We start from the raw sequence: 12,904 nt of genomic DNA, 5'->3' as shown, positions 1-12,904 counted from the left end.
TTGAAGAGAGTGCAAAAAGGGGCTGATCGCAGATATCTATCAAGGGGCTTTAGTCGTTGATGTCTGTCTCGAAGGTTTTTACCTGGCCCGTGGGTAGGGCAAAATAGCGCCGCATCAGCAGCCAGGAAACCAGCGACAGGGCGGCGAACAGGAAGATCAGGACAGGCAGACCCAGGGTGCCGCTGCCAAGCACGGCCAAGAGGATGCCGCAGGCCAGCGCGCCCAGAGCAAAGCCCAGAAAGACAAAGCCGGGGACCAGGACCTCGAGGATGGCGAGCACCAGCGCGGCGGCGCACCAGACCCACCAGAGCTGCCAATAGGTGGCGGTGACCTGTTCCATTATTTGCCACCTTTCAGCAGTTTAAAGGCATCTCCAAAGGCCTCGAGCGCATGAGCGGGCAGGACGATGGTCTGTTTGCCCTCACCGTTGCCAAGCGCGTTGAGGGCTTCAACCTGTTTCAGGGCAACCTGATACTGGGCGGCCTCGATGCCGTTTTCGCGGATCGCCTTGGCCACCACTTCGGTGGCATAGGCCTCGGCGTCGGCCTGAATGCGGCGGGCCTTGGCGATTTGTTCGGCGGCGTAAAGCTGGCCCTCGGCGGCGAGTTCAACCGCGCGTTTGGTGCCTTCGGCCTCGGTCACCTGGGCGCGCCGGGCGCGTTCGGCATTGAGCTGCTGCAGCATGGCATCGCGGGTGGCCTGATCCAGGTTCACATCCAGAATTTCGGCGCGGGTCACTTGGATGCCCCAGTCATCCACCGCGTCCTCGACGCTTTCCTGGATCTGGCCAATCAGTTGGGCGCGGTTTGACTGCACCTCGTCCAGGTCCATCTTGCCGATCTCGGCGCGCACGATACCCGCCACTGTGGTGGCAATGGCGGCATCCACGTCGCGGATCCGGTAGACGGTCTTCTCCGGTTCGATGATGCGGTAGAACACCGAGGTGTCGATCTGCACCAGCACGTTGTCCTTGGTGATGGCATCCTGGCTGGCACTGGGCAACTGGCGCTCCAGTACCGAAATACGATGCGCGACATTGTCCAGCAGCGGCACGATGAAGTTGATGCCAGGCCCGAGCACCGAATGCAGGCGGCCAAAGCGCTCCACCACAAATTTTTCCGATTGTGGTACGATATGGACGCCTTTGAAGATGATGACGATCAGGAAGATCGCCCCCAGCAGATAAATGGCGTTTTGTGAAATTAGACCAATGAGAAAGTCTTCGTTCATCGGGCCCTCCTGAAAAATGTTGTGTACTATTGCATACATATGGGGTCGCCGTGGCATGACTGCAAGATAGCGGCTTATGTCTTGTATGGTCTGCTCTGTGAGGGCTGACAAGATGGCTTGAGGCTTGTCAAAGGCCGCGCAATCAGGCAAATGCGCTGAGTTCTGCACTCAAAGGAGAGTAAAATGGCGCCGAAAATCACCTTTGATCTGAAAGCCCGTGATGGCAAGGCCCGCACCGGGGTGATCTCTACGCCACGCGGCGATATCCGCACTCCGGCCTTTATGCCGGTGGGCACCGCCGCCACGGTCAAGGCGATGATGCCGGAAAGCGTGCGGGAAACCGGCGCTGATATTCTGCTGGGCAATACCTATCATTTGATGCTGCGCCCCACCGCAGAGCGGATTGATCGCCTGGATGGGCTGCACAAGTTCATGAACTGGGACCGGCCCATTCTGACGGATTCTGGCGGCTTTCAGGTGATGTCGCTGGCCGGTCTGCGCAAGCTCACTGAGAAGGGTGTCACCTTCAAAAGCCACATTGACGGCTCCAAACATGAGCTGACGCCAGAACGCTCGATGGAGATCCAACGGCTGCTTGGCTCTGACATTGTGATGTGTTTTGACGAATGTCCGGCGCTGCCGGCAACCCGGGATCGCATCGCCGAAAGCATGCGCCTGTCAATGCGTTGGGCGGAACGCTCGAAACAGGCCTTTGGCGATCGCCCGGGCCACGCGCTGTTTGGCATCATGCAGGGCGGTTTGGAGCAGGACCTGCGGGAAGAAAGCGCCGAGGCCTTGAAAAATATTGGCTTTGATGGCTATGCGGTGGGTGGCCTGGCCGTGGGCGAGGGACAGGAGGCGATGTTTGACTGTCTTGACTATGCCCCCGATATGCTGCCCGAGGATAAGCCCCGCTACTTGATGGGGGTTGGCAAACCCGATGATATCGTTGGCGCAGTGGCGCGGGGCATCGATATGATGGACTGCGTGCTGCCGTCGCGCTCAGGCCGTACGGGCCAGGCCTTTACCCGCCACGGCGTGGTCAATATCAAAAACGCCCGCCATGCGGATGATCCCCGCCCCCTGGACGAAAACTGCAGCTGCCCGGCCTGTTCGAAATACAGCCGCGCCTATCTGCACCATGTGTTCCGCAGCAACGAAATGATTTCGGGCATGCTGCTGACCTGGCACAATCTGCATTATTTCCAAGACATCATGGCAGGCATGCGCGAGGCCATCGCGGCGGGTACATTTGAAACCTGGCAGCAGGATTTCCATGACCAGCGGGCCCAGGGTGATATCGAGCCGCTGTAAGGGGCGTATTTACGTGGCAGGGGCGGGGTAAAGACCCGCCCTGTTTGCATCGCTTTTTTAAAAAATTTGAACCTCTCTCCCTGTTGCGGACCACCCAAGGACAAGGTCTGGCCACAAAATCCCTGTGCAATGCTCAGCAGTTTGTAACACCTGGAGGTGAGTAATGAAGAAATCTGTTTCGGTGAATTCGGCCCATATCGTACTGTTTGTCGTGCTGGGGCTTGGTGTGGCCTTGATTGGATTCATGGATGAAGGGTCTTCCCATTCTCCTGAATTTGCGGAGCTTTCTCATCTTAAAAGTGGCGCTGTTGAATAGCCAGGCTATTTGGTCCTAGGGAAAGGGGTGGTCTTGCATCTGCCTGTTGACTGTCCGGCCGGGGTTGCGGCAGGGCATTTGCAATGGGCGCTTTGGCGCATGCGCGGATTTGCGGCGCAATTACCAAAAGCGCTCTTGTGGTTCGGCAGTGCTACAGGCAATGTGTCCCCCAACTTTGCGATGCGGCGGTTGAAATATGTTAACCGCTGTACCAGATAAAGACTTCCAAAGAGGGGAGCGCCAGAGGTTGCCGAATGTCGGGACCGGGGGCTCTTGCCAAGTAAAGGACCGAGTATGAAAGAGCCGCTTAATTCTTCCTATCCCGTACTGCCGTTGCGCGACATTGTGGTTTTCCCGCATATGATCGTGCCGCTGTTTGTGGGCCGGGAAAAATCTGTGCGCGCCCTCGAAGAGGTGATGGCCGATGACAAGCAGATTCTGCTGTCCAGCCAGATTGATCCAGCAGAGGACGAGCCACAGACCGATGGCATCTACCCAACGGGTGTGCTGGCCAATGTGCTGCAACTGCTGAAGCTTCCCGATGGCACCGTAAAGGTGCTGGTCGAAGGCCATGCACGGGTCAAAATCACCAAATTCCTCGAGAATGAGGACTATTTTGAAGCCAGTGCGGAATATCTGACCGAAATCCCCGGCGACGCCACCACAATCGAGGCGCTGGTGCGCACGGTTGGCGACGAGTTTGAGCGCTACGCCAAGGTTCGCAAGAACATCCCCGAAGAGGCCCTGTCGGCTGTTGGGGAAACCGCTGAGCCCGCCAAACTGGCGGATCTGGTTGCAGGCCACCTTGGGATTGAGGTGGATCGCAAGCAGGAGCTGCTGGAAACCCTGTCGATCAGCGAGCGGCTGGAAAAAGTCTATGGGCTGATGCAGGGCGAAATGTCGGTGCTGCAGGTCGAGAAAAAGATCAAGACACGGGTCAAATCTCAGATGGAGAAGACCCAGCGCGAATACTACCTGAATGAGCAGATGAAGGCCATTCAGAAGGAGCTGGGTGACGGCGAAGAAGGGGCTGGCGAAATTGCCGAACTGGAAGAAAAGATCGCGGCGACCAAACTGTCGAAAGAAGCCCGTGAAAAGGCGGACGCCGAGCTGAAAAAGCTCAAGAACATGTCGCCCATGTCGGCCGAGGCCACAGTTGTGCGCAACTACCTTGACTGGATGTTGGGTATTCCATGGGGCGTGAAATCGCGCGTCAAAAAGGACCTGGGCAAGGCGCAGGCTATTCTGGATGCAGATCACTACGGTCTGGAAAAGGTCAAAGAGCGCATTGTCGAATATCTTGCGGTACAGCAACGCTCGACCAAGCTCAAAGGCCCTATCCTCTGCCTTGTTGGCCCTCCTGGTGTGGGGAAAACCTCGCTTGGCAAATCCGTGGCCAAGGCAACGGGGCGCGAGTTCATTCGCATCTCGCTCGGCGGCGTGCGCGACGAGAGCGAGATCCGGGGGCACCGCCGGACCTATATCGGCTCGATGCCCGGCAAGATCATCCAGGCGCTGAAAAAGGCCAAGACCACCAACCCGCTGATCCTGCTCGACGAGATCGACAAGATGGGGCAGGATTTCCGCGGCGATCCGGCGAGCGCCATGCTGGAAGTGCTTGATCCGGAACAGAACGCCACCTTTGTGGATCACTATATGGAGGTCGAATATGACCTCTCCAACGTGATGTTCCTGACCACTTCGAACAGCTACAACATGCCTGGGCCTTTGCTGGACCGGATGGAGATCATTCCGCTGTCTGGCTACACCGAGGACGAAAAGCGCGAGATTGCCAAGCAGCATCTGGTGTCGAAACAGGTGAAGAACCATGGTCTGAAGGCCAAGGAATTCGAGATGAGCGATGATGCGCTGAAGGATATCATTCGCGTCTACACCCGCGAGGCGGGCGTGCGGAATCTGGAGCGTGAAATTGCCAAGGTTGCGCGTAAGGCGCTGACCAAGATCGTCAAGAAGGAAGCCAAGAGCGTTTCTGTCACCTCTGACAATCTGGATGAGTTCCTGGGCGTCGCCAAATACCGCTATGGTCTGGCTGAAAAGGAAGATCAGGTTGGTGTTGTCACCGGGCTTGCCTATACCTCTGTTGGCGGTGAGCTGCTGTCGATCGAGGCGTTGCGCCTGCCGGGCAAGGGCCGGATGAAGACCACAGGTAAGCTGGGCGATGTGATGAAGGAAAGCATCGAGGCGGCCTCGTCCTATGTGCGCTCCATCTCGCCAAAGATTGGTGTGAAGCCACCCAAGTTCGACAAGTGGGATATCCACGTCCACGTGCCCGAAGGCGCCACCCCCAAGGATGGTCCATCTGCGGGTCTGGCAATGGTGACCTCCATCGTGTCGGTGCTGACAAAAATTCCGGTGCGCAAGGACATCGCCATGACCGGTGAGGTTACTCTGCGCGGCAATGCGCTGGCCATTGGTGGTCTGAAGGAGAAACTGTTGGCGGCCCTGCGTGGCGGCATCAAAACAGTGCTGATCCCACAGGAAAACGCCAAAGACCTGCCCGAGATCCCGGATAACGTGAAAGAAGGCCTGGAGATCATCCCGGTAAGCCATGTCTCGGAAGTTCTGAAGCATGCGCTGGTGCGCCAGCCTGAGGCGATTGAATGGGATGAAGCTGCCGAAGAAGAGGCCGCTGCGGCCAAAGCTGCGCTGGAATCGGGAAACCGGAACACCGGTGCACCGGCGCATTAAGCCTTGCAGGTGATGCGCGGTGGCTCCTCGCGGAGCCACTGTTAGCCAAAACCTGTCAGCCAAAACTAAAAGGGCGGCCCCTGCGGGTCGCCCTGTTTTGTTTTTTATTCCTCTTTGCCGTTCTGGCCCCTTTGCTAAGGGGTCATGGTATCGAGTTTATTAGGTTCAGGCGGCGCTTTGCCGCGCCATTTTGGCCAGAACAGTAGTGATCGCCACCGCATCGGGGCTTTGATCTTCTGCCTTTGCCTGGTTCAGGATATTTGTGAGGGTCAGCTCCAGCGCGCAGAGCTTTTCTGCGACATAGTCCGCGCGATTGGTGATCTGCGCGATCTCTGAGGCGACATTGATGATGCCACCGCCATTGGCGACAAAGTCCGGCGCATAAAGAATACCGGCCTCATGCAGCGCCTGGCCATCGGCTGGGGTGGCCAGCTGGTTGTTGGCACCACCGCAGACAATCGAAACTTTCAACTGGGGGATGGTCTTGGCGTTCAAAATCCCGCCAATGGCACAGGGGGCAAAGATATCGGCCTGAACGGCGTAAATTTCATCGGGCTCTACGGGAGTCGCGCCAAACACCTTTGCAGCCTTGGCCAGCTGGTCCTGGTTCACATCCGTCACGATCAGCTCTGCGCCTGCCTTGGTCAACAACTCGCACAGGCACCAACCGACATGGCCCAGCCCCTGCACTGCAATGGTCAGCCCCGACAGATCCTTGCTGCCGCTGACATGGGCCTGACTGATGCGGATTGCGTTGAAAATGCCCTGGGCGGTAACCGGCGAAGGGTCGCCACTGGCAAATTCGCCATCGGCAAGACCCGCTACATAGGGTGTTTCTTCGGCCAGAATTGCCATGTCGGCGGGGCTCATCCCCATGTCTTCGGCGGTATAGTACCGCCCCTCAAGGCTGTGAATGGCGCGGGCAAAGGCGCGCAGCAAGGCAGGCGATTTGTCCACGCAGGGATCACCAATGATCACCGCCTTCCCGCCGCCAAGCGCCAGATCTGCAGCAGCATTCTTATAGGTCATGCCCTCGCTCAGCCGTTTGACATCCTCCAGGGCCTCTTCTTCGCTGCCGTAGGGACGCATCCGCAATCCACCCGCTGCAGGGCCCAGCTGCGTTGAATGCAGCGCGATAAAGCCGATCAGCCCGGTGGCTGGGTCCTCGACACGGTAGATCTCTTCATGCGTCGTGGATGCGACGGGGGTGACTGTCATTTTGATGGCTCCTCCTGAATAAGACACCAGTTTAACCTAGGCTGGGTGGAGGTTTTCGCCAAAATCAGGCATGGGGCTTTTATATTTTGGAGGTTTCGCCTATCCATGTGGGAAAAATTAGGTGAAAACCCCATGGATAGTATTGATCGCAAGATTGTCGCCATATTGCAGGCAGAGGGACGGATCAAGATGGCGGAGCTGTCAGAGCGCGTTGGCCTGTCTGCGACCCCCTGCGCGCGGCGGGTTGCCATACTGGAAGATACCGGCGTGATCAGCGGCTATTCGGCCCGGGTGGATCAGGCCAAACTGGGGCTGCCGGTGACAATCTTTGTGGCGGTCGAGCTGGACAATCAATCCACCGATGCCTTGCAGGCCTTTGAATGCGCCCTGCGCCAGTTTGATCAGGTGATGGAATGCTACCTGATGACGGGCACCCGCGATATCCTGCTGCGGGTGGTGGCCCAGGATCTGACCGATTTTGACCGCTTCCTGGAAGAGCGTTTGATGCGGGTCCCCGGCATTCGAAATACCCGCTCCAGCTTTACCCTGCGCACCATGATTGCCCGCAACGCGCTGCCGCAGTTTTAGCTTTGAGGGCGGACTAGAGCCAGGATCGGGAACAACCAAGATCTGCCGGTGCGGGTCTGGGTGCGGCTGGCGGGCTATGGAAAAGTCACAGATTAACCTTTTGTTAACCATGTGGCTGGCCTTCCAGCGAGGGACAGCCTAGCCTGACCAGAGATGATGGATAAGCATAAATCAAAAATTGAGGCGCATCATGGCCAGCAGTAAGACAGGCAGTCGCAAACCGGCGACGCGAAAACCCATGGCCCGCAAGGCTTTGCCGTCAAAATCGGCACCCAAAGCGCGGCTGGCAGAGGCCGCCCACAAGGCTCTGGTCACGCCTCCTCAGCAGGCAAAAGAAGGAGCTACCGCGTTGGATAGTTTGGACAAACCAGTTTCCCCTCCGCAGGCATTGGCCGCCGGGCAGGAGCCCAGCCCGGTTGTTGTGGCCTCAGCACCGGTGCTCAATGAGCCGTCTCTGAACAAGAGAGAACTGATTGACGAGGCGGTTCTGCGCTCTGGGGTGAAGAAAAAAGATGCCAAGCCGGTTGTCGAGGCGCTTTTGGCCATCCTCGGTGAGACCGTGGCCTCTGGACGTGATCTGAACCTCAAACCTTTTGGCAAGCTGCTTTTGAAACGCAGTGAGGTCCGCAGCAATGGTACAGTGCATATCTGTCGGCTGCGCCAGCCGTCGGAACAACCGCTGAGCGGCCAGGAAATTGCGGAAGATGCGGATATTTCTTCCTAGGCCCCTCTTGCGCAGAGCGAAACCTGAGGGTAGTACCCGGCGCAGCGGGTGATTAGCTCAGTGGTAGAGCGCTTCGTTCACATCGAAGATGTCAGGAGTTCAAATCTCTTATCACCCACCAAGACTCCCAAATGATAAGTTTTTGAAATTTAAGGACTTGGAGTTTGTGATTTCTGAGTTGGTACAGCAGGCCCGCCCATTTTAGTACAGCAGATTCTGAGTGTCGGGGCTTAACTGTGCTTGCTCAGAGATGTATGCAGCCCCACAGTCGCATCCCCTATTACCTCGGTCGTCATCGTCGTACTTAGGTCATGTTGACAAATGCCGGAGCCAAAGGCGGATAGATGTGATGTCGATGAAGCCCAGGAAGCTTTCAGCAGTCTTGTCATAGCGGGTTGCGACGCGCCGGGCATTCTTTAGTTTGTTGAAGCATCGCTCAACCATGTTGCGCAGCCGGTAAAGTCTGTGATCTACACCCACGCGCATCTTGCGGGTCTTGCGCATTGGAATTTGAGTGAGGATATCGCGCTCATCCATGGTTTTCCGAATACGGTCAGCATCATAACCCCTATCTGCCAGCAGCACTTTGGGCTCCGGCAGGTTGTCGGCCATGACCAGGTCGAAACTGAGATAATCCGACGTTTGGCCCGGTGTGATTTGCGTTCTCATTGGCAGGCCATGCGCGTTGACACGGAGGCGGATCTTGGTCGTGAACCCACCTCTTGAACGCCCAAAACCCTGTCGAGGAGTCCCCCTTTAGCGCCCGCTGCCTGATGATGGGCGCGAATGACGGTGCTATCGACCATTTGCAGGGCTCTGGGACGGCCCCGCTCTGGTTCAGGGCATCCAGAATCTCCTCCCAAAGTCCAGTCAAGGTCCATCGGTGAAACTGGCGGTAAACACTTGACCACTTTCCGAACTCCTCCGGCAGGTCACGCCAAGGAGATCCTGTCCGGGCGATCCAGAAAATCCCATCCAGAACAAGGCGATGGTTGGCCGGTTTGCGCCCGTTCGGCGCGCGGGTAGCGAGGTTGAAATCTTCGAAAAACGCCCACTCCTCGTCGGTCATCAAGTCTCGTGCCAAGCTGGCCTCCAGAGCAGATACCAGCTTGAATCACGCCAACAGAGCGTTGTGAACCCCTTTTGTCAACACGGCCTAGAGCGACTGTTGTAACCTGCATTGAGTGGCTCCTCTCATAGCAGTGATAGACAACTGCAGTATGGCGCAGGAGCCATCTACCCCAACCACTTTGGACCGCCGCGTGACTTTGCAAATGTCGCTATCCTACGCATTGCTGAAATTGGGGCAAGGTGCAGCATCTGGTACGATTTCAGAGCGGGCCTTTTCTGCGTGTTCCACCAATGGCGGGACCGAGACGCCCTTCAACGCTGCCAAATACAGGGTCGGCAGGCAACGGAGCTTTGCAAACAAAAACGGCCCAAAGCGAGCAGGCTTTGGGCAGCTTGTGATCAGGCCTTGCAGCCCGATGGTGCTCACAAAGTTGTGGCTTACATCTGAAAGGCCCCTGCGGGCATCACTGGGATCGCGCCGCTCATCATCACGGCCTCGGAAGTTGTCATTGCCGCGATCAGCTCACAGGCCTGTGCGATGGGCAGCACCTTGTAGATATCCTCTTGCAGCTCCACCCCGATGGTCAGCAGGTCGCGCGGTGCCGGGCAATAGCCCAGAAGACCCGCCTCAAGGTAGATCACCTCATCCTGTTCAAAACGGGGCGTGATCAGTTCCAACCCATTGTCTGGGTGCAACCGGCAGATACCGCGATAGCCCTCCAGGGTCGAGGCAGGCACCACGGCAAAGGGGTCACCCTGGTGATCCTCGATCAGGTCGCTTTCCATCAGCACGCCCTGATCCGGCATCAGCCACATGGGCACCCGGTTGTTCAGCGCATCGCGGGGAATATGCATGGGGCAGCGGCTGGGGTCGATCTCCCCCGCCTCCAGCTGCACGCTCTCGCGCACCATCTCGACAACGGTCTGCATGCCATGATCAAAGGTCAGCACCTTGTCGCCGGCACAGAGTGCTTCAACCGGGCGCCAGCCCAGGTTCGACGCCACATGGGTGCCGCTGAGAAACCCACCCTGGCCAACAGAAACAGGCGGCACAGACAGCTCTGCCCCAAAGCTCAGGCGTTTTTGAAACCAATCCAGCATTTCGATCTCTCCTCTGCGGCGGCACCAGTCACCCTGGGGCGGAAGTGCTGCTATCCTTGTCTGGCCAGTCCAACCGGAGAGAATCTATGGTGCGATCTCACGTGGTTGGCGGCCCGTTTGATCCAAGGCTAGGTCGAAATCGTTAAAAGAATATTCAAATCGTGTTATTTCTTCTCGGCAGGCCCGGGCAAGGGCCTCTTTGGTCTCATCATCATAGTAGCCGCGCCAGTCCGGGCGCCGCCGAGAGGTGTTTTCACGGGGCAGCTCCAGCGTAAATCCGAGATGATCAAACAGCGGCGCGGCATCGGTGCTGAACTGTTCCAGCCGGATATAAAGCTGGCACTGCTCACGGCCATCCGCCCGGCGCATATAGCTGGGTGCGGTGTGGGTTTCAAAGCTGCGCAGGATGTGAGGATGCAGGATAAAGTTATTAAACTCCAATAACTTGGACAGCCTCACCGCCGGGTGATCAAAGCCCTGCTCGCGCAGCCAGTGATAGTAGCTCACCGCCCGGTCCCAGGGGTTGCGCACCAGGGTAAAGGTGAAGAGACCGCGCAGCTCTTCCTCGGGGATCAGCCCGGTGAGATCCGCCAGGGTGGAGTGTTTCCACAAGCGGCCCGCGGTTTTTATCCCCTGCAAACGGCGGCGGCGGTTCTTGGCCTTTGGGGTGTCGCCCAGCATCATGTCATCGCGCATAGCCCGTGCCTCCAGCGCCAAGGCCAGGGCCGTGCCGCCGGTTTTGGGGATATGTATAAACAGATATTTACGGCCGCGCGACAAGATCATGGTGTGAGGCTACGCCATCCAAAGACAGAAGAAAACGCCCGTAGAAGGACGGTTCAGCAGGACAGAGCCGTCGTTCGCCATCGCCTCCGGTTCGGCCGCAAGTTGCGTATTTCGAACGCAGCGAAAACACCTCGGGCCGGAAGCGGTCATTCCCTACGTCCCCTTGAGCTTCCAGTATGAGCCGTCATTCGTGTTGTTGTTTGACTTCTTCAGCTTCGCATTTTGCATAGCGAAGCACATCATCGGCATGTCTTGCCACTTCATTTGCGAAGGAATTTGCCTCCTCAGCGAAAGCCCTTGCCTCCTCGGAAAACTCTAACGCCTCTTTGTAGTAATCGTTCAGGTCATCAATGTATTCGTTAATCTCGTCAAAGTATGCGTCAAGCTCATATTCTTCACAGGTATGAGTGCCTGAATAGCTGTAGGACGACAAGCAGTACGGCACATCGGGTTTTTGGTAGCTAGGTGGTGCACTTGGTTCTGAGCCGGAAAATTCTGGCTCGCTCGAGTAGAACGAAGGCTCGCTGCAATAAGCCAGTGCGCTTTGCGGAGAAACAGTTAGAGCTACTAGCAAGGAGACCCCCCCTTTCAAATTGATACCTCTAACGGCAATTCCTGAAGTTTTCATAATGTCGCCTTTCTTGCGATTGTTTAGATGCAAAACTTTTGAGTGACTCCGACAAGCAGCTTAATCCGGCAATCAGCAAGATCAACTTTGCTGGAATCCCAGCTGTTCTCACCAAAAATCCGCAGAATACATTTTTTCAGCAATGCGAAATCTGCACAGCTGCTCAGTTTGAGGGCTGGAATGCGATCCATTGGGACGGGTCGGAAGATTTGCTCGCAATTTTGCGACGCAGCATCGGTGACTCTGGGCTCCAAACGGACATACAGATTCTGGCTGTCACACGCCTTTGGAGGAGCGCAGCGCCAGGGTAGCACCCGCCAGAACAATCAACCCGATGCCCAGCATCTGCCAGAAATTCAGCACCTGGCCGTAGGCAGCCCAGGCAATGGCCGGGCCGACCAGCAGCACCGAATATTCAAACACCGCCACAAAGGATGCCTCACCCAGCTGATAGGCTTTGGTGATCAGAAACACGCCAGCCACGGCGGCAAAGCCCTGCAGCAAGATAAAATGTGATATCTCCCAGACCGGCCAGATCCAGCCACGGGTGACAAACCCATCCGCGCCCTGCCCCACGGGCAGCGGCCAGATCTCGACTGCGATTAGAAAACCCGCGCCGATCAGCCCCTGGGCCAAAAGATAGATGAACAGCATCGCCACGGTGCTTTCCTCTTTGCACAGGGTGCCGGTGACGATGGACCCCAGCGCGTAGAAAAAGCCGCCCGCAACCGGCAAGAGGATCAGCCAGTCAAAAACTGCAACATCGGGCTGCAACACAAAGAGCACTCCGACAAATCCGCCAATCACCGCTGCAATCCGCACCATGCCGATGCGCAGCCGCATAAACAGAACCGAGACAACCACGATGATAATAGGCGAGGTAAACAGCCCCGCCAGCGCCTGGGCAATTGGCATCAGGGCCACGGCAGAGAAATAGAAAACCATCGCCAGGGCCACCAGCAGGGCCCGCAGGCCAACTGCGCCAAAGCGACGCGGCAGCAAGCTGCCAAAGCCCGTTTTTGACAGGCCCCAAAGGATTGGCAGCGCCACCAGCGTGCGCAGCAGATAGAACTGCCCCAGCCCTATGGTCTCTGCCATCAGCGGCACCGCATTATCGGTGACGCCAATGATGGCCATTGCCACCAGCATGGCCTGTGCTGCGGTTGTTTGATCTCCCGCATGGGTCGGAAGCGATGCAATCTGTTTCATGGCTCTTCCA

Annotated in this window: 13 protein-coding genes, 1 tRNA gene and 1 pseudogene; 6 read left to right on the top strand and 9 right to left on the bottom strand. The window is 57.2% G+C overall.

From position 1 onward, the window contains the following. Positions 1–49 precede the first annotated feature (49 nt). Both ARCT_RS0109540 and ARCT_RS0109535 read right to left on the bottom strand, forming a co-directional pair. The gene (locus tag ARCT_RS0109540; protein WP_027239866.1) at positions 50–340 is read right to left on the bottom strand and encodes an NfeD family protein; all 291 of its coding nucleotides are present in this window, start codon (positions 338–340) and stop codon (positions 50–52) included. Further along, positions 340–1,230 (bottom strand): SPFH domain-containing protein, encoded by an 891-nt coding sequence (locus tag ARCT_RS0109535; protein ID WP_027239865.1) that lies wholly within the window; start codon positions 1,228–1,230, stop codon positions 340–342. Before ARCT_RS0109535 ends, ARCT_RS0109540 begins: the two co-directional genes overlap by 1 nt. A gap of 183 nt (positions 1,231–1,413) precedes the next feature. Here ARCT_RS0109535 and tgt point away from each other — a divergent pair, with 183 nt between their 5' ends. From tgt to lon, 3 genes are all read left to right on the top strand, one after another. Further along, complete coding sequence (tgt, locus tag ARCT_RS0109530) at positions 1,414–2,544, top strand: tRNA guanosine(34) transglycosylase Tgt (RefSeq protein ID WP_027239864.1); 1,131 nt, start codon at positions 1,414–1,416, stop codon at positions 2,542–2,544. Positions 2,545–2,707: 163 nt separating this feature from the next. Beyond that, positions 2,708–2,860, top strand: coding sequence for a hypothetical protein (locus ARCT_RS27950; protein ID WP_154665333.1), 153 nt, complete (start codon positions 2,708–2,710; stop codon positions 2,858–2,860). Between the two features lie 294 nt (positions 2,861–3,154). Then, the gene (lon, locus tag ARCT_RS0109520; RefSeq protein WP_027239863.1) at positions 3,155–5,569 is read left to right on the top strand and encodes an endopeptidase La; all 2,415 of its coding nucleotides are present in this window, start codon (positions 3,155–3,157) and stop codon (positions 5,567–5,569) included. Positions 5,570–5,734: 165 nt separating this feature from the next. Here lon and ARCT_RS0109515 read toward each other — a convergent pair whose 3' ends face one another. Continuing rightward, a complete protein-coding gene (locus ARCT_RS0109515) occupies positions 5,735–6,787 on the bottom strand; it encodes a Glu/Leu/Phe/Val family dehydrogenase (RefSeq protein ID WP_027239862.1) in 1,053 nt (350 codons plus the stop codon). A 132-nt stretch (positions 6,788–6,919) separates the two neighbouring features. Here ARCT_RS0109515 and ARCT_RS0109510 point away from each other — a divergent pair, with 132 nt between their 5' ends. Beyond that, entirely contained in the window at positions 6,920–7,375 is a 456-nt protein-coding gene (locus ARCT_RS0109510; protein WP_027239861.1) for an Lrp/AsnC family transcriptional regulator, read from the top strand. Positions 7,376–7,546: 171 nt separating this feature from the next. Here ARCT_RS0109510 and ARCT_RS28640 read toward each other — a convergent pair whose 3' ends face one another. Continuing rightward, positions 7,547–7,690 (bottom strand): hypothetical protein, encoded by a 144-nt coding sequence (locus ARCT_RS28640; RefSeq protein ID WP_240476291.1) that lies wholly within the window; start codon positions 7,688–7,690, stop codon positions 7,547–7,549. A 34-nt stretch (positions 7,691–7,724) separates the two neighbouring features. Between ARCT_RS28640 and ARCT_RS27945 the strand changes: the two genes are divergently transcribed. Together ARCT_RS27945 and ARCT_RS0109495 are read left to right on the top strand one after the other, a co-directional pair. Beyond that, complete coding sequence (locus ARCT_RS27945) at positions 7,725–8,099, top strand: HU family DNA-binding protein (protein ID WP_240476290.1); 375 nt, start codon at positions 7,725–7,727, stop codon at positions 8,097–8,099. Positions 8,100–8,145: 46 nt separating this feature from the next. Continuing rightward, positions 8,146–8,220: transfer RNA gene (locus ARCT_RS0109495), tRNA-Val, on the top strand. A 188-nt stretch (positions 8,221–8,408) separates the two neighbouring features. Here the strand turns inward: ARCT_RS0109495 and ARCT_RS27505 are convergent. The 5 genes and pseudogenes from ARCT_RS27505 to ARCT_RS0109460 form a co-directional block, all read right to left on the bottom strand. Then, positions 8,409–9,195: pseudogene (locus ARCT_RS27505) on the bottom strand (IS5 family transposase). 413 nt (positions 9,196–9,608) lie between these two features. After that, positions 9,609–10,271 carry a Hint domain-containing protein gene (locus ARCT_RS0109480; RefSeq protein WP_027239857.1) on the bottom strand — a complete coding sequence of 221 codons (663 nt, stop codon included), beginning with the start codon at positions 10,269–10,271 and terminating at the stop codon, positions 9,609–9,611. Positions 10,272–10,355: 84 nt separating this feature from the next. Then, entirely contained in the window at positions 10,356–11,057 is a 702-nt protein-coding gene (locus ARCT_RS0109475) for a sulfotransferase family 2 domain-containing protein (protein WP_027239856.1), read from the bottom strand. Positions 11,058–11,241: 184 nt separating this feature from the next. Then, the gene (locus ARCT_RS27500) at positions 11,242–11,685 is read right to left on the bottom strand and encodes a hypothetical protein (RefSeq protein ID WP_154665332.1); all 444 of its coding nucleotides are present in this window, start codon (positions 11,683–11,685) and stop codon (positions 11,242–11,244) included. A gap of 276 nt (positions 11,686–11,961) precedes the next feature. After that, positions 11,962–12,894 carry a DMT family transporter gene (locus ARCT_RS0109460; RefSeq protein ID WP_027239855.1) on the bottom strand — a complete coding sequence of 311 codons (933 nt, stop codon included), beginning with the start codon at positions 12,892–12,894 and terminating at the stop codon, positions 11,962–11,964. Positions 12,895–12,904 lie beyond the last annotated feature (10 nt).

It is taken from the genome of Pseudophaeobacter arcticus DSM 23566 (assembly GCF_000473205.1).
Lineage (GTDB): Bacteria > Pseudomonadota > Alphaproteobacteria > Rhodobacterales > Rhodobacteraceae > Pseudophaeobacter > Pseudophaeobacter arcticus.
The sequence above is the reverse complement of the archived record's forward strand: the minus strand, read 5'-3'. Positions and strand labels throughout refer to the sequence as shown.